Below are 15,982 nucleotides of genomic sequence, written 5' to 3'. Positions count from 1 at the left end.
GATCCACGCTTCATGGAGATGCGCGATGATGCCGATACGCGTGGCCGGCGCCGTCGTCGAGCCGGTGAGCGTGCCCGAGCTGCGCGGCTACCTGCGCCTCGACCCGGACGACGCCACCGAGGACGACCTGCTCGCCGGCCTGATCGCGGCCGCCCGCAGCGAGGTCGAGGCCGAGACCCGGCGCATCCTCGTGCCCGGCACCTGGCGGATGGTGCTGGACCGGCTGCCCGCGGACGGGCGCGTGCCGGTGCCGCTGAGCCCCCTCGTCGCCCTGGTGCGCGCCGGGTTCTCCGCGGCGGATGGCGGCATCGCCGAATTCGCCGCGGGCTCGGCGAGCCTCGCCGCCGACCGGATCGAGGCGCCGGGCCTGCTCTTCGCCGCGATCCCCGATGCGGCCGGGCGCGCCGTGCTGGTCGATCTCGTGGCCGGATACGGCGGCGACGGGCCTCCGATCCCGCCGCCGCTGAGGCTCGCCGTGCTGCGGCGGGCCGCCGCCCGGTACGAGCACCGCGGCGACGACGCCTTCTCGGACGGGGCCGACCTCGCGTCGGCGACCGCGCCGTTCCGCCGGCTGCGGCTGTGATCCGCGCCGCCGGACGCGCTCGCCCGAACCCGCTTCGCGATGTCCCGTACCCCGGAGGCCACCATGCCCGACACCGTTCCGCGGGCGATCGGCACGCGCCGGCGCCGGCTCGTGCTGGAGCTGCCGGTGGACGAGCCCGACGGGTTCGGCGGCATCCTCCGGCGCTACGTCGCCGGGCCGGTGCTGTGGGGGGCGATCGAGCCGGTCGGCGCCGTCGAGCGCCTCCGCGGCGGGCGCGACGACAGCGTCGCGACCCACCGCATCACCCTGCGGGGGCGCACCGGGCTCACGCCGGCGATGCGGCTCGCCGCCGGCCCGCGCCGCTTCGCCATCCGGACGATCGTCGATCCGGACGAGCGCGGCCGCGACCTCGTCTGCCACGTCGAGGCCCTGTCGGAGGCGAGCCCATGACCGACGCATCGCCCGGCACGGCCCTCGCCCCGCCGGCGCCGAGCCCGCTCCTCGCCCTGCGCGCGGCGCTCATCGCGCGGTTCTCCACCAATGCCGCGCTCGCCCGGCTGATGGGGGGCACGTTCCGGCTCTACGACGAGCCGCCTGCCGGCGCGCAGCCGGTCTACGCCCTGTTCGGCGACGCCGAGATCCGCGACGATTCCGTCGACGGCGCCGTCCGCCACCAGCACAGCCACGCGCTCGTGGTCTTCGCCCGGCCCGGCTCGGTCCGCACCGCGCTCGACGCCGCCGAGCGGATGTCGCTCCTCGTCGCCGATCCGGCCCTGGCGCTCACCGGCCACGCCCTCGTGACCCTGCGTGTCCAGGCCATCGCCACGCGGCGCGACGAGCGCACCGGCGAGGCCCGCGCCGTCCTCACGCTCCAGGCCGTCACCGAAAGGAACCCGACATGACCGCTCAGAAGGGGAAGGACCTGTTGGTCCGCGCCGGCAACGGCGCCGGCGGCTTCGTCGCGGTGGCGGGCCTGCGCGCCCGCCAGATCGCGTTCAACGCCGAGGCCATCGACGTCACCAACGCCGATTCCGCCGGGCGCTGGCGCGAGCTCCTCGCCGGTGCCGGCGCGCGCCGGGCCGCGATCTCGGGCTCCGGCGTGTTCCGCGACGAGGCCTCCGACCTGCGCCTGCGGCAGGTGTTCTTCGACGGGGTCATCGAGACCTTCCAGGTGGTGGTGCCCGCCTTCGGCACCCTCGAGGGGCCGTTCCAGATCACGGCGCTGGAATACCGCGGGGATCACGCCGGCGAGGTGACCTTCGACATGAGCCTGGAATCGGCCGGCGCCATCGCCTTCATCGCGCTCTGAGCCGGCACGGGCATCCCGACGCCGGTCGGCGAGCGCGACCGCGCGCCGCCGCCAGTGCGGCGGACGCCTTCGGCCGGTTCCGGTCGAAGGCCACCAAGACGAGCATCCCGACCTCGGGAAGCAAGCGCGACCGCGCGCCGCCGCCGGTGCGGCGGACGCCTTCGGCCGGTTCCGGTCGAAGGCCACCCAGGAGAACCCCTTCATGGTCAACCGCAGGCGCGGCGAGGTGCCGCTCGATCTCGGCGGCACCCGCTACACCCTCTGCCTGACGCTCGGCGCCCTGGCGGAACTCGAGGCCGCGCTGCAGGCGGGTGACCTCGTCGGCCTGGCCGAGCGCTTTTCCTCCGGCCGGCTCGCGGCGCGCGACCTGATCGCGCTGCTGGGCGCGGCGCTCCGGGGCGGCGGCCACGCCCTCGACGACGCGGCGGTCGCCGCCCTGCCGCTGGCCGGCGGCCTGGAGCCCCTCGCCGGCGCCCTCGGCGAGGCGCTCGTCGCCGCCTTCGGGGAACCGCCCGCGGACCCTTGAGCCCCACGGGCGGGAGCGCGCCGGGCCCGATGCCCGCCTTCCCGTGGGACGACGCGCTGGCGCTCGGGCTCGGGCGCCTGCGCTGGCGCCCGCGCGATTTCTGGCGTGCCACGCCGCGCGAGCTGCTCTCCGCCGCCGGTCTCCGCACCGGGGGCGGAGCGCTCGGCCGCGACGGGCTGGCGCGGCTGATCGCCGACCATCCGGACGCAACCTGACGCCGGTCCGCGTCGCTGGAGGCCACCATGGCGGAGACCGACCTCGACCGGGCGAACGCCGCCCGCATCAAGCAGCTCGACACCCTGGACAAGCTCGCCCAGCGCTTCGGGCAGAGCCTGTCGACGGCCCTGACCCGAAGCCTCAGCTCCGGGCGGCAGCTCGACGGGGTGCTCGGGTCGCTGGGCACGCGGCTCGCCGGGGCGGCGGTCCAGGCCGCGCTCAAGCCGGTCCGCACCGGCCTCATCGGCCTGGTCGACGGCCTGCTCGGCTCGAGCGTGGGGGCGGACGCGGCGTTCGCCCGCGGCGGCGTGCTTCAGGGCGGCCGGGTGCGGGCCTTCGCCGGCGGCGGGGTCGTCGCGGCGCCGACCTACTTCCCGATGAGCGGCGGCACCGGCCTGATGGGGGAGGCCGGCCCCGAGGCGATCCTGCCGCTGCGCCGCGGCCCCGACGGCCGCCTCGGGGTCGGCGCCGGATCGGGCGGCCGGCCCGTCGCGGTCACCGTCAACATCGCGACGCCGGACGCAACCTCGTTCCGCAAGTCCGAGGCGCAGGTGACCGCGAGCCTCGCCCGCGCCGTGGCGCGCGGCCAGCGGGCGCTATGATCGGAGGAGGACCGATGCCGGACGATTTCCACGAGGTGTCCTTTCCCCTCGACGTGGCGCTGCGCGGCAGCGGCGGCCCGAGCCGGCTGACCGAGATCGTCACGCTGGCCTCGGGGCGGGAGCACCGCAACAGCCGCTGGGCCGATTCGCGCCGGCGCTACGATGCCGGCTTCGGCATCCGCTCGCTCGACACGCTCCATGCGGTTCTGGGCTTCTTCGAGGAGCGGCGCGGGCGGCTCTACGGCTTCCGCTATCGCGACCGGGCCGATTTCCGCTCCGGGCCGCCGGGCCGGGTGCCGGCGCCGACCGACCAGCGCCTCGGCATCGGCGACGGCGCGACCGCCGCCTTCCCTCTGGCGAAGACCTACGGTGCCGGGCCGACGCCCTACCGGCGGACGATCGCCAAGCCGGTCGCGGGGAGCGTGCGGGTGGCGGTCGCCGGGATCGAGGTGGCGGCCGCGGGCTTCGCCTGCGATCCCGCGACCGGGCTGGTCGTGTTCGGCGCCGGCTCGGTGCCGGCGGCCGACGCCGTGATCACCGCGGGCTTCGCCTTCGACGTGCCGGTCCGGTTCGACACCGACGACCTCGTCGTCAACCTCGAAGCCTTCGCCGCGGGCGAGATCCCGAAGGTGCCGCTCGTCGAGATCGTGCCGTAGGGAGTTCGGAACCATGCGCGACCTGCCGCCCGCCTTCGCCGCCCACCGCGCCGGCGGGGTCACCACCCTCTGCCGATGCTGGGCCCTGCGCCGCCGCGACGGCGTCGCCCTCGGCTTCACCGACCACGACCGCGACCTCGCCGTGGCGGGCCTAACCTACGCTGCCCGCACCGGGCTGGAAGCGGCCGAAGCCGCGGCCGAGCTCGGCTTCGCCGTCTCCGGCGGCGACGTCTCCGGCGCGCTCGCGAGCCTCGGGCTGACCGAGGCCGACATCGCCGGCGGCCTCTACGACGGCGCCGGGATCGAGACCTGGCTGGTGGACTGGACCGACCCGGACACCCGCCTGCTGCTCGACGTCGGCACGCTCGGCGAGATCCGCCGGGCGGGCGACGCCTTCGTCGCGGAGGTGCGGGGCCTGGCCGACCGGCTCGACGCCGAGCGCGGCCGCAGCTACCGCGCCACTTGCGGCGCCGACCTCGGCGACGCCCGCTGCGGCGTCGACGTCGCGCGGTTCCGCACCGACGGCACGGTCGACGGCCTGCCGGAGCCCGGCACCCTGTCCGCGGCGGTCGCGGGCACCTTCGCCGACGGGCTGTTCAGCGGCGGCCGCCTGAGCTGGACCGCGGGCGCCAATGCCGGCCTGTCCGGCGACGTGCGCACGCATCTCGGCACCCTGATCGAGTTGTGGGAGGCGCCGCCGCGCGGCAGCGCGCCGGGCGACGCCTTCACCCTCGTCGCCGGCTGCGACAAGCGCCTCGCCACCTGCCGCGGCACCTTCGCGAACGCCCTGAACTTCCAGGGCTTCCCGCACATGCCGGGCAACGATTTCGTCGTGCGCTACGCCCCCGGCGCGGGTCCCGGCCTCGACGGCGGCTCGCTGTTCCGCTGAAAGGACGCCCCATGCGCGACCCGCTCGACGGTGCCGCGGTCGCGGCCGAGGCCCGGCTCTGGCTCGGCACGCCCTACCGGCACCAGGCCTCGCTGATCGGCGTCGGCTGCGACTGCCTCGGCCTGCTGCGCGGCGTCTGGCGCGGCCTTCTGGGCGACGAGCCCGAGGCGCCGCCGCCCTATTCCGGCACCTGGGCGGAATCGGCTGCCCCCGGCACCGACCCGCTGACGGAGGCCGCCGCCCGCCACCTCGTCCCGGTCGCGGCCGACCTCGCGCGCCACGGGCCGGCGCCGGGCGAGGTGCTGCTCTTCGCCTTCCGCGCGCACCTGCCCGCCCGCCACTGCGCCATCGCCACGCAGGCCGGGATGATCCACGCCCACGACCGCGCCGCGGTGACGGAGGTGGCCTTCACGCCGTGGTGGCGGCGGCACCTGGTCGGGGTGTTCCGTTTCCCGGGGGCGGGGTGAGGGCGTGGCGCGCGGGAAGTCTCCAGGAGCCGGTTCGCCTCGGAGTCTAGCCCTGTTCCTCCCCTGCAGAGAGGGGAGGGAAGCACTTGCGCTGCGATTTTCGATTGAAGCGCAATCCCATCGAGACTGAAGCCCCGGAGCCCGCCATGGCCACGCTGATCCTGTCCACGGCGGGCGCGGCGGTCGGGACCGCGCTCGGCGGGCCGATCGGGAGCGTGGTCGGGCGGGTGGCCGGCGCGGCGGCGGGGGCCGGGCTCGACGGCGCCCTGTTCGGGGCGGGGACGAGCCCGCGCTTCGTCGCCGGGCCGCGGCTGTCGGACGTCGCCGGCCTGTCCTCGACCGAGGGCAATCCGGTGCCGCGCGTCTACGGCCGGGCGAAGCTCGGCGGCACCCTGATCTGGGCGACGCGGCCGCTCGAGGTCGCCAACACGGCCGTCGAGCGGGCGTCCTCCCCGGCGAAGGGCGGCGGCGGGCAGAAGACCGTGCGGACGCGCTACGCCTACTTCGCCAACCTCGCGGTCGGCCTGTGCGAGGGCGAGATCGCCCTCGTCCGGCGGATCTGGGCGGACGGGATCGAGCTCGACCGCACCGCGATCACCTGCCGGGTCCATGCCGGCGCGGCCGACCAGGCGCCCGATCCGCTGATCGTCGCCAAGGAGGGCGCCGACGCGCCGGCCTATCGCGGCCTCGCCTACGTGGTGTTCGAGGGGCTGCCCCTGGCCGATTACGGCAACCGCATCCCGCAATTCGCCTTCGAGGTGGTGCGGCCGGTCAACGGCGTCGCGCCGCTGATCCGCGCGGTGAACCTGATCCCCGGCGCGTCCGAGTTCGGCCTCGACCCGATGCCGGTCACGGTCGATCTCGGCCTCGGCCGGACGCGGGCCGCCAACCGGTTCCAGCTCCAGGCGGCGACCGACGTGGTCGCGTCGCTCGACGCGCTGCAGGCGTTGTGCCCGAACCTCGCCCGCATCGCGGTGGTGGTGGCGTGGTTCGGCGACGACCTGCGCGCCGGGCACTGCACGGTCGCGCCCCGCGTCGAGATCCGCGACAAGGCGACCACCGGCGACGGCTGGCTCGTGGCCGGCCTCGACCGCACGCAGGTCGCGCCCGTCTCCGCCGCGCCGGACGGCACGCCGGCCTATGGCGGCACGCCCTCCGATGCCGGCCTCGGCCGCCTGATGGCGGAGCTGGCCCGGCGCGGCCTCGCGGTGGTGCTCTACCCGTTCGTGATGATGGACGTCGCCGCCGGCAACGCGCTGCCCGATCCCTACGCGCCCGGCAGCGTCGGCCAGCCGGCCTACCCCTGGCGCGGCCGCATCACCTGCGATCCCGCCCCCGGCCAGCCCGGCAGCCCGGACGGGACGGCGGCGGCCGAGGCGCAGGTGCTGGCCTACTTCGCCGGCGCGCAGGGCTATCGCCGGCAGGTGCTGCACTATGCCGACCTCGCGGCCGGCTGGGCGGCCGCCGGCACGCCGCTCTCCGGCTTCGTCCTCGCCAGCGAGCTCGTCGGCCTCACCCGCGTGCGCGGCGCGGGCGAGACCTGCCCGGCGGCAACGGCGCTGATCGACCTCGCCCGAACGGTGCGCCGGAGGCTCGGGCCGTCGGTGAAGCTCGTCTACGCCGCCGACTGGACCGAGTACGGCGCCCAGGTCCGCGACGGCGGCGCCAGCGTGCGCTTCCCCCTCGACGCGCTGTTTTCCGACCCGAGCATCGACGCGGTCGGGATCGACTATTATCCGCCGATCTCGGACTTTCGCGACACGCCCGCGCAGGCCGACCTCGCCGAGACCGACACGATCTACGACCGCGGCTTCCTCAAGGCCCGGCTCGGCGGCGGCGAGGCGTTCGACTGGTACTACGCCGACGACGAGGCCCGCGCCGCGCAGCGCCGCAGCCCGATCACCGACGGCGCCTACGGGAAGCCGTGGACGTTCCGGCCCAAGGACCTCGTCGGCTGGTGGTCGAGCGCGCACGTCGAGCGGGCGGGCGGGGTCGAGACCCGCGCCACGGCCTGGGTGCCGCGCGGGAAGCCGATCTGGCTCACCGAGATCGGCGTGCCGGCGGTCGACAAGGGCACCAACGGACCCAACGTCTTCCCCGACCCGAAATCCTCCGAGAGCGCCTTTCCGCCCGCCTCGCGCGGCCTGCGCGACGAGCTGATCCAGCTGCGCGGCCTGGAGGCGATCCTGTCGCGGTTCGATCCCGCCGCGGCGGGCTTCGCGGCCGCCGACAACCCGCTCTCGCCCGTCTACGGCGGGCCGATGGTCGACCCGGGCGCGGTCTTCGTCTGGGCCTGGGACGCGTGGCCCTACCCGGCCTTTCCCGACCAGGGCTCGGTCTGGGCCGATGCCGGCAACTGGCGGGTCGGCCACTGGATCACCGGCCGGATCGAGGGCTGCGACCTCGACCGGCTGATCGAGCGGATCCTGTCCGACCTCGGCGTCGCCGTGCCCGTCGCGATCGAGGCCGCCGCCTACCTCGACGGCGCGGTGATCGACCGGCCGCTCTCGGCCCGCGCCGCCCTGGAGCCGCTGGCGCAGCTCTACGGCCTCGACGTGTCGGCGGTCGCCGGCACCCTGCGGCTGCGCGGGCCGCGGCGCGAGGCGGCGGTGATCATCGCCGACGACGACCTCGTGCGCGTCTCCGAGGACGAGGCGCCGCTGCGCCGGGTGCGCGCCGAGGAGAGCGGCCTGCCGCGCTCGATCGAGATCGGCTTCACCGATTCCGAGAACCCGGACTATCGCCGCGCGTCCGCCGCCGCGATCCGGCCGGCCGGCGGCCGGCGGCGCGAGACCCGGATCGAGGCGGCGGTCGTCACCCGGCGCGAGACCGCAGAAAACCTTGCCGAGGCGCTCCTCGACCGGGCCATCGCGGGCCGCGACACCGCCGGGCTGACGCTCAGCCCGCGCCGCCTCGATCTCGAGCCCGGCGACCTGCTGGCGACGCCGGCCGGCCTCCAGCGCATCGTGCGCATCGACGACGGGCCGGCCGGCCGCCGGCTCGAGACCCGCGGCGTGCCGCTGCACGGGCCGGGCACGCGGCCGGCGCGCCGCGCGTCGACGACCCGGCCCGTCCGGCCTCCGCTGCTCGCCGGCGCCCCGTTCGCGCTCGCCCTCGACCTGCCCGCCGACCGCGGAACCCCGACCGCGCTGCAGTACCTGGCCGCGACCGCCGAGCCGTGGCCCGGTGCGCTGGCGATCTGGCGCTCGGACGGCGCGGGCGCGCCGCTGGCGCTCCACGGCACCGCCGACTACCCGGCCTGCCTCGGGCGGACGCTGACGGCGCTGCCCCCGGGGCCCCTCTGGCGTCTCGACCGCGCGACGCGCCTCGACGCGACCCTGCGCAACGCCGGCGCGCTCGGCAGCCTCGACCTGCCGGCGATGCTGGCCGGCGGCAACCTGTTCGCGGTGATCGCGCCGGACGGCAGCGTGGAGATGATCGCGGCGCAGGAGGCCGTGCTCGTCGGGCCCGAAACGTTCCGTCTCGGCCGGTTGCTGCGCGGGCTCGCCGGCAGCGAGGCGGCGGCCTCGCGCCCGGCCCCGGCCGGAAGCCTGATCGTGCGCCTCGACGACGGCGCGGTGATTCCCCTCGTCGACCGGCTCGACGAGGCCGGGCGCCGGTTCCGCTACCGGATCGGCCCGGCCTCGCGCGATCCCGGCGACCCGTGCTTCGTCGAGATCTTCGCCGCCGCCGGCCTCGCGGCGCTGGCGCCGTCGAGCCCGGTCCACCTCCGCGCCCGGCGCGAGCCCGGCGGCGTGCGCCTGTCGTGGATCCGCCGGGCGCGCCGCGACGCCGACAGCTGGGACGTCGCGGACATTCCCCTCGACGAGGCGGTGGAGGCCTACGCCGTCACCGTCTTCGCCGCCGACGGCCACGGGCTGCGCAGCCTCGCCGCCGCCGGGCCGAGCTTGCTCTACGCCGACGAGGCCGCGGATTTCGGCGGCCCGCAGGCGGTGCTCGACATCGCCGTCGCGCAGGTCGGGGCGGTGTTCGGGCCGGGCCCGGCCACCCGCGCGCGCGTCGCCGTGCGCCGGGGCTGACACCTCGATCCCTCGACGGAGCCCGCCGATGCCGGACACCACGCAGAACCTCGCGCTGCCGCTGATCGCGGCCAACCAGGCGCAGAAGCACGTCACCCACAACGAGGCCCTGGTGCAGCTCGACGCGCTGGTGCAGCTCGCCTGCCTCGACAAGGACCTCGCCGCGCCGCCGGCCGCCCCGGCCGAGGGCGACCGCTACCTTGTCGTCGCGGCCGCGCCCACCGGGGCCTGGGCCGGGCTGTCGGGCCAGGTCGCCTGCTTCCGGGACGGGGTCTGGGTCGGGCTCGCGCCCCGACCGGGCTGGCTCGCCTTCGTGGCCGACGAGGGCGACCTCTACATCTTCACCGGCAGCGCCTGGACGAGCTTCCGCGCCACCCTGGCGAGCCTCCAGAACCTCGCCCGCCTCGGGATCGGCACCGCGGCCGACGCCGTGAACCGGCTGGCGGTGAAGTCCGAGGCCGCTCTGCTCTCCTGGGACGACGCGACGCCGGGCTCGGGCAGCGTGCGGCTCACCCTCAACAAGCAGGCGGCGGCGCGCGATGCCGGCCTGGCGTTCCAGACCGGGTTCTCGACGCGGGCGCTGCTCGGCACCTTCGGCGCCGACGACGTGGCCCTGAAGGTGAGCCCGGACGGCGCGAGCTTCTCGACCGCGCTCTCGGTCTCGGCGGCGACCGGCCGGCTCGCCCTCGGGCGGATCGCCGGGCCGGTGGAGATCGGCACCCATGCCGGCGCGCTTCCCGACGCGCCGCCCCAGACGGTGCTGCGGGTCTCCGGCGCCGACGGGACGACGCCGCGGCTCGTCCTCGACGGATACGGCGCCAACGCCGCGGGACACCTCGCCTTCCGGGCCGCGGCCGGGAGCGCCGCCGCGCCGGCTGCCCTGCCGCCGGATGCCGCGATCGGGCAGCTCTCCGCATACGGCTACGGCGCCTCCGGCTACGCGTCGGCGCCGCGGGTGCAGGTCGCCTTCCTGGCCTCGGAGGCGTGGTCGGACGCGTCGCAGCCGACGCGGATCAGCCTGCGCACCACGCCGGCCGGCACCACGGCCACGGCCGAGGCGTTCGCCGTCGAGGCCAGCGGGGCGGTGCGCCTCGCGCCGCTGGCCGCCGACCCGACGACGGGGCTCGCGCAAGGGCAGCTCTACGCCGACAGCACCGCGACCGCGCTCAAGTGGTACACCGGCACGGGCTGGGCGCGGATCAGCAATTTCGCCAAGGCGGCGGCGACCACGAGCTTCGACAACTACGTCCCGGCCGGCGCCTGGACGAAGGTGCAGTTCAACATCGCCGACAGCAACGACCAGGGCGCGTTCGCGGCCGCGACGAACCGCTTCACCGCCCCCGAGGCCGGCCTCTATCGGGTCTCGGCCATGCTCACCTACAAGCGCAACAACGCGAGCGCGCCGACGGCCTTCGAGGTCCAGCTCTACCGGAACGGCGCCCCCGCCGGGCGCGGCCGCGCCGCCGCGACCGGTGCGCTGGTGGACGGGGTCACCGCCCTGTCGCTCGCCACGACCCTGAAGCTCGCGGCCGGCGACGGCGTCGAGGTCTGGGTGCGGTTCACGGGGGCCGACGGCTACGTGGCCGCGGCCGACGCGTCCTTCGGCGCGCAGCAGCTGGGCTGAGGCCGGGCGCCCGCCGCACCGACCGCCGTTCCCCGCCCCGGAGATCCCCATGAATCTCACCCTTATCGGCGAGGCGTGCCTCATCGCGCGCGAGGGACGGCGGCTGACGGCCTACCGCGATTCCGTCGGCGTCTGGACCATCGGCGTCGGCCACACCTCCGCGGCGGGGCGCCCCCGCGTCGTCCCCGGCCTCGCGATCACCGCGGCCGAGTGCGACGCGATCTTCGCGCGCGACGTCGCGACCTACGTCGCCGCGGTCCGCGACGGCCTGACGGCGGCGGTCGGGCCGCACGCCTTCGATGCCCTCGTCTCGCTCTGCTACAACATCGGCCCGGCGGCCTTCGCCGGCTCGACCGTCCTGAGACGGATCAACGCCGGCGACGCGGCCGGTGCCGCCGACGCGCTGCTGCTGTGCCGCAAGCCCGCGGCGATCCTGCCCCGCCGCCGCGCCGAGGCCGAGCAGCTCGTCACCGCCTACGCCGTCGCCCTGCCGCGCCCGACCGTGAACGCCGCGCGGCTCCGGATCGCGGCCCCCGTCGCCGCGGTCACGGACCCGGGCGTCGCGACCCCGGTCCTGGTGCCGACCGTGCCGCGGCCGGGTCGGCTCGCGCGGCTGCGGCACCGAATCGAGGCCTGGCTCGCCGCGGCCGCCGCGCCGGCGAAGGCCCGGGCCTGATCCGCCGCGCCCGATCCCAGATCCCGTGCCGGCCGGGTCCAGCCGCGCAACCCCAGCCGAAGGATTCGACCATGTCCCGCTTCTCCGCGGCGCCGGCGCTCGCCGGTGCCCTCTCGATCGGCCTCGCGGCCCCGCCCGCCCTCGCCGCGGCGGGGGGCGCCGTCGTGCTGCCCTGGGGCGACTGGATCGTCGGCTTCGCCACGACGGCGCAGGCGGTGCTGACGCCGCTCCTCGTCGCCCTGGCGACCGGGCTGATCGCCCGGTTCGCGCCGCTGCTCGGCTACGTCCTGTCGAAGTCCGTCGTGGAGGGCATGGTCCGCCGGGTCACCGACTACGCGCTCAACGCGGTGGCCGGCGCCGCCAAGGGGCAGGTGCTCACCGTGCCGGTCGGCTCGGCCGTCATCGCCGCGGCGGTGCAGCGGGCGTCCGACCAGGTGCCGGGCTTCGTCGTGAAGGCCGCCGGAGGCCTGCCCGGCATCGCCGAGAAGGTGTTCCGCCGCCTCGCGTTGGAAGACCGCGCGACCGCCGCCAACACGCTCGCGCCGGCCCTCGCCGCCGCCGGCCTCGCGGCGCGATAGCGCCGGAGCGACGGCCCCGTCCGCGGCCGGGACGCCCGTGCGGGTGCTCGAACGACACGCTGGCATCCGCGGAGGGACGGCATGGACGCGACACCACGAAGCCCGGCGGAGCGCGACCCCGCCTGCCGCCGGGCGGCCCTCGCGGCGATCGGCGAGGGCGTCGGCCGGGTGCTGCCGCCCCCCGACGACGGCCTCGGCGAGACCCTGATCCGCCGCGCCTACGCCGAGCGGGCCGCGACCGAGCCGGACGAGGACCGGCTGGTCGTCCGGTTCGGCACCGAGTGGCGCAGCTTCATCCGGCACCAGACGCCGGACCGCCTCGCCGCCCTCGACGCGGTGATCGACGACCGGATCGAGCGGCGGGCGCTGGCCCGGTACTACCGGCGGATGAAGCATGCGGCGGTCGCCGTCGCCGTCACGGCCTTCGCGCTGGCGCAGTTCGGGATCGACCGGCTGCCGCTCGTCCGCCAGATCTGGCGGCTGTTCCGGGGAGATCTGCGATGAGCGCCGCCCTCGACCGCTGGCTCACCCGGCTCTACCACGCGGTCGGCGGGAGCCTGTTCCTCGCGCTGTGCGCCTTCGTCTCCTACACCGCCGGCGACTGGCACGGGCCCTACCGCGTCCGCTCGACGGACCTGCTGACGCCCGAGGTCGCGCCCGGCGGCGCCCTGCGCCAGACGCGGGTGATCGCCTACGGCGCCGAATGCGCGCTGCACGTCACGTGGCGCCTGCAGAGCTTCGGCGCCGACGGGCGCCGGGTGATGCTCCCCGAGATCGCCTTCGATGCGCCGCCCTGGGACCGCGACGGCCGGCCCCAGACCATCGAGACCGAGATCCCGGCCGACTTCCCCTGCGGCCCCGCGATCCTGGTCGAGAGCCCGTCGGCCGCCTGCAACTGGCTTCAGCGCACCGTCTTCCGCCAGCGCCAGCCGGACGCGATCCCCCCCTTCCGGGTGACCTGCGGCGGGGTCACAGGTCCAGCATTCCGGGCGACGGCGCGTGCACCGTGAAGGCTGCCCCCTCGTGAACCCAGCTGCCGCCGGCCTGGGCCTTCTCGAAGGCCGCCGTCTCGGCGGTGCCGGCCGTGTAGTGGTGCTCGCCGGTCGCGGTGTCGAGGAAGCGCTGCACCGTCAGCGCGTCGGCGCCGGCCAGCGCCGGGTCGGCATAGGCCTGGAACGCCACGCCCTCGTCGTGGAAGCTCGGCATCATCGCGTCGATGTGGGCGCGCTCCGTGGGGCTCGCCGTATAGAAGTGCTCGCCCGTCCGCGTATCGACGAAGCGGAACACGTCCACCGTGTCCGCACTCGCGGCGGGCGCCATCCAGGCCACGCCCTCCGCGGTGTAGGACGGCAGGTTCTGCGCGACGTAGGCCCGTTCGCTCGCGCTCGTCGTGTAGAGGTCGTCGCCGGTGCTCGCGTCGCGGAAGTGGAAGGTGTCGCTCGGCGACGCCGCGGTCGGCGCGCTCGCATAGGCCCGGATGTAATCGATCGTCATCTGCGCCGACGCCGCGTCCGGGTCGCCGGCCCAGGCCCCGCCGACGGCGAGGTTGGCGATCAGGTACATCGGCTTGTTGAGATCGGCCGGCGTGGCGGCCTGGAAGGTCGGGTGCCCGTCGTAGTACCAGGTGATGGTGTCGGGCTCCCAGTCGACGCCGTAGGTGTGGAAGCCCGACGTCATGTCCGGCACGGCGACGTTCGCCTCGTCCAGGTAATGCGTCGCGTCGACCCGCTGGCTGCCCGAGACCTGGCTGTGGACGGTGTTGCGCAGGGTGTTCGGGTCGCCGCCGACCATCTCCATCACGTCGAGCTCCGGCGGCCAGCTCCCGTCCGCGGGCAGCATCCAGAACGCCGGCCACATGCCGTGGGCCGCGGGGAGCTGCGCGCGGATCTCGAAGTAGCCGTAGGTCTGGCTGAAGCTGTGGTAGGTGTTGATCATCCCCGACGTGTAGGTCTGCCCCTCGATCGAACCCTGGATGTCGGGGGCGGCCGGCGCGGCGGAGATCGTCAGCGCGCCGTCGGAGACCTGGAACGGGTCGGGCAGGCCGGCCGTGCCGCCCGCGGCGCCGTCCGCGCCGGCGACGTAATATTGCAATTCATCGTTGTATGGCATCGTCCCGGTCGCGCGGACCTTCGTCGACCATTGCGGCGCCCCGACCGTGTCGAGGCCCGTCGTGCCGTTCCACGGCGTGAACGCGTCGAACTCCTCGGCGAAGGTCAGCGTCGCGGTCTGCGACAGGTGGTTCGGATCGATCGCCATGACGGGTCCCGCCTCACGCGGGCGGCCGAAGCCGCCGCGCATGATGAATACAACTCAAAATAGAATAATCGGTTTACAAACTTGGTTCCGCGGTGCGCTGGGTCGTTTGCGGTCTTCGGCCGCCGCTTCGGGCGCCATCTGCGTCTTCGTTGGGCGGGTTCGCGTATAAACTACCGACGGCCTCGGCGTTCGACAGTCGTCGCGCGTGGCCTCTTCGTCGCCGATCCTCGCTCCGTCCGGCGGCGGCCGGACGCGCATCCCCGTGGATCGCACGGGGCGCGATGGAACCGCTGCGGTTCTCGGCCGTAACGCTTCGCAGCTTCCCACGGACCTTCGATGAGACCCGCCGCCGCCCGAGCCACCCTCCGCCCGCACGGCCCCGGCCATGGGTCCGCGGCCGGCGGCATTCAGGGCGCATTCAGTGCCTCGGGCCGACAGTCCCTCCCCATGCGCTACCCCCTCGCCCTCGCAGCGATCTGCCTGACCGCCGCGGCCCTTGCGGCGGGCGGCCTCGGCATATCGGCGGAGGAGACCCGCGAGGCGGCCCCGGCCGTCGCCGCGCCCGGCCCGCCGCAGCTGCGGGTCGAGGAGTGCCTGTCGCCCGCCGACATGCGCGAGGAGGTGTCCGAGCGCCGGGTGATCGCGCCGGTGACGGCGATCAAGGCCGCGCGCACGGTGATCCCGCGGGCCGAGATCCAGCGGGCGAGCCTGTGCCGCCACGCCGACGGCCTCGTCTACATGCTGACCGCCTTGCGTCGGGACGGCCACTTCGTGCACGTGATGGTCGACGCCAAGACCGGCCAGGTGGCGGGCCAGTACTGACGGCCGGGAAGGCCGTCGCTCGAGGGAGGGTGATCCGTGCGTCTGCTCGTGGTCGAGGATGACCGGGACATCAACCGGCAGGTGGTCAGCGCGCTGGAGGAGGCGGGCTACGTCGCCGACAAGGCCTTCGACGGCGAGGAGGGCGGCTACCTCGGCGAGAGCGAGCCCTACGACGCGATCATCCTCGACATGGGGCTGCCCAAGGCCGACGGCGTCAGCGTCCTGCAGAAGTGGCGCCGCGCCGGGATCAAGACCCCCGTCATCATCCTCACCGCGCGCGACCGCTGGTCCGACAAGGTCGACGGGTTCGATGCCGGCGCCGACGACTACGTTACCAAACCGTTCCACATGGAGGAGCTGATGGCGCGCGTCCGCGCGCTGCTCCGCCGCGCCGCCGGCCACGCCACCAGCCAGATCGCCTGCGGCCCCGTCACCCTCGACACCCGCTCGGGGCGGGTGTTCGTCGACGGCAACCCGATCAAGCTGACGAGCCACGAATACCGGCTGCTCTCCTACCTGATGCACCACACCGGCCGCGTCGTCTCCCGCGCCGAGCTGACCGAGCATCTCTACGACCAGGATTTCGACCGCGATTCGAACACCATCGAGGTGTTCGTCGGCCGCCTGCGGAAGAAGCTCGCGGTGGACCTGATCCAGACGGTGCGCGGGCTGGGCTACCTGGTCGACCCGAGCCAGCCGCCGGCACGGGTGTGACGGAGCGGGCTACGACCGAGCGCGACCGTCATGTCGGCTCGAGGGGAAGCCTTCCCGCCGAGC

The 15,982-nt window shown here is 75.3% G+C and carries 19 protein-coding genes; 18 read left to right on the top strand and 1 reads right to left on the bottom strand.

Annotated features, from left to right (window positions below; genetic code table 11):
- Nucleotides 1-25: 25 nt before the first annotated feature.
- The 16 genes from MKK68_RS09205 (at nt 26) to MKK68_RS09130 (ending at nt 13,137) form a co-directional block, all read left to right on the top strand.
- On the top strand, nt 26-583 hold the full coding sequence (locus tag MKK68_RS09205; RefSeq protein WP_147858889.1) for a phage head-tail connector protein: 558 nt from the start codon (nt 26-28) through the stop codon (nt 581-583).
- Nucleotides 584-646: 63 nt separating this feature from the next.
- Nucleotides 647-994 (top strand): head-tail adaptor protein, encoded by a 348-nt coding sequence (locus tag MKK68_RS09200; protein ID WP_244029968.1) that lies wholly within the window; start codon nt 647-649, stop codon nt 992-994.
- Nucleotides 991-1,446: a DUF3168 domain-containing protein gene (locus tag MKK68_RS09195; RefSeq protein ID WP_244029966.1), complete on the top strand. Its 456-nt coding sequence runs from the start codon at nt 991-993 to the stop codon at nt 1,444-1,446. Before MKK68_RS09200 ends, MKK68_RS09195 begins: the two co-directional genes overlap by 4 nt.
- Nucleotides 1,443-1,853, top strand: coding sequence for a phage major tail protein, TP901-1 family (locus MKK68_RS09190; RefSeq protein ID WP_244029964.1), 411 nt, complete (start codon nt 1,443-1,445; stop codon nt 1,851-1,853). The genes MKK68_RS09195 and MKK68_RS09190 overlap by 4 nt, the downstream gene beginning before the upstream one ends.
- Before the next feature lie 202 nt (nt 1,854-2,055).
- Nucleotides 2,056-2,379 (top strand): gene transfer agent family protein, encoded by a 324-nt coding sequence (locus tag MKK68_RS09185; protein WP_147858893.1) that lies wholly within the window; start codon nt 2,056-2,058, stop codon nt 2,377-2,379.
- A gap of 29 nt (nt 2,380-2,408) precedes the next feature.
- Nucleotides 2,409-2,594 (top strand): phage tail assembly chaperone, encoded by a 186-nt coding sequence (locus MKK68_RS09180; protein WP_147844810.1) that lies wholly within the window; start codon nt 2,409-2,411, stop codon nt 2,592-2,594.
- Nucleotides 2,595-2,621: 27 nt separating this feature from the next.
- Nucleotides 2,622-3,197, top strand: coding sequence for a phage tail tape measure protein (locus MKK68_RS09175; protein WP_243951568.1), 576 nt, complete (start codon nt 2,622-2,624; stop codon nt 3,195-3,197).
- 14 nt (nt 3,198-3,211) lie between these two features.
- Nucleotides 3,212-3,853: a DUF2460 domain-containing protein gene (locus tag MKK68_RS09170; RefSeq protein ID WP_244029962.1), complete on the top strand. Its 642-nt coding sequence runs from the start codon at nt 3,212-3,214 to the stop codon at nt 3,851-3,853.
- A 13-nt stretch (nt 3,854-3,866) separates the two neighbouring features.
- Complete coding sequence (locus tag MKK68_RS09165; RefSeq protein ID WP_244029960.1) at nt 3,867-4,742, top strand: DUF2163 domain-containing protein; 876 nt, start codon at nt 3,867-3,869, stop codon at nt 4,740-4,742.
- Nucleotides 4,743-4,753: 11 nt separating this feature from the next.
- Nucleotides 4,754-5,209 (top strand): peptidase P60, encoded by a 456-nt coding sequence (locus MKK68_RS09160; RefSeq protein ID WP_147858897.1) that lies wholly within the window; start codon nt 4,754-4,756, stop codon nt 5,207-5,209.
- Nucleotides 5,210-5,355: 146 nt separating this feature from the next.
- Entirely contained in the window at nt 5,356-9,249 is a 3,894-nt protein-coding gene (locus tag MKK68_RS09155) for a glycoside hydrolase/phage tail family protein (protein WP_244029959.1), read from the top strand.
- Nucleotides 9,250-9,277: 28 nt separating this feature from the next.
- The gene (locus MKK68_RS09150) at nt 9,278-10,873 is read left to right on the top strand and encodes a DUF2793 domain-containing protein (protein ID WP_210246721.1); all 1,596 of its coding nucleotides are present in this window, start codon (nt 9,278-9,280) and stop codon (nt 10,871-10,873) included.
- A 49-nt stretch (nt 10,874-10,922) separates the two neighbouring features.
- Nucleotides 10,923-11,549, top strand: coding sequence for a lysozyme (locus tag MKK68_RS09145; RefSeq protein ID WP_244029957.1), 627 nt, complete (start codon nt 10,923-10,925; stop codon nt 11,547-11,549).
- A 71-nt stretch (nt 11,550-11,620) separates the two neighbouring features.
- The gene (locus MKK68_RS09140) at nt 11,621-12,127 is read left to right on the top strand and encodes a hypothetical protein (protein WP_147844812.1); all 507 of its coding nucleotides are present in this window, start codon (nt 11,621-11,623) and stop codon (nt 12,125-12,127) included.
- Between the two features lie 81 nt (nt 12,128-12,208).
- The gene (locus MKK68_RS09135; RefSeq protein WP_243937274.1) at nt 12,209-12,631 is read left to right on the top strand and encodes a hypothetical protein; all 423 of its coding nucleotides are present in this window, start codon (nt 12,209-12,211) and stop codon (nt 12,629-12,631) included.
- Nucleotides 12,628-13,137, top strand: a complete 510-nt coding sequence (locus tag MKK68_RS09130) for a hypothetical protein (protein WP_244029955.1) — start codon at nt 12,628-12,630, stop codon at nt 13,135-13,137. The genes MKK68_RS09135 and MKK68_RS09130 overlap by 4 nt, the downstream gene beginning before the upstream one ends.
- Here MKK68_RS09130 and MKK68_RS09125 read toward each other — a convergent pair.
- Nucleotides 13,097-14,383, bottom strand: a complete 1,287-nt coding sequence (locus MKK68_RS09125) for a family 16 glycosylhydrolase (protein WP_244029953.1) — start codon at nt 14,381-14,383, stop codon at nt 13,097-13,099. The genes MKK68_RS09130 and MKK68_RS09125 overlap by 41 nt on opposite strands.
- A gap of 447 nt (nt 14,384-14,830) precedes the next feature.
- Between MKK68_RS09125 and MKK68_RS09120 the strand changes: the two genes are divergently transcribed.
- Both MKK68_RS09120 and MKK68_RS09115 read left to right on the top strand, forming a co-directional pair.
- The gene (locus tag MKK68_RS09120) at nt 14,831-15,205 is read left to right on the top strand and encodes a PepSY domain-containing protein (RefSeq protein ID WP_147844218.1); all 375 of its coding nucleotides are present in this window, start codon (nt 14,831-14,833) and stop codon (nt 15,203-15,205) included.
- A 36-nt stretch (nt 15,206-15,241) separates the two neighbouring features.
- Entirely contained in the window at nt 15,242-15,919 is a 678-nt protein-coding gene (locus MKK68_RS09115) for a response regulator transcription factor (RefSeq protein ID WP_147729507.1), read from the top strand.
- Nucleotides 15,920-15,982 lie beyond the last annotated feature (63 nt).

It is taken from the genome of Methylobacterium sp. E-016, assembly GCF_022829745.1.
Classification (GTDB): domain Bacteria; phylum Pseudomonadota; class Alphaproteobacteria; order Rhizobiales; family Beijerinckiaceae; genus Methylobacterium.
This window is presented reverse-complemented; position numbering and strand designations above follow the sequence as displayed.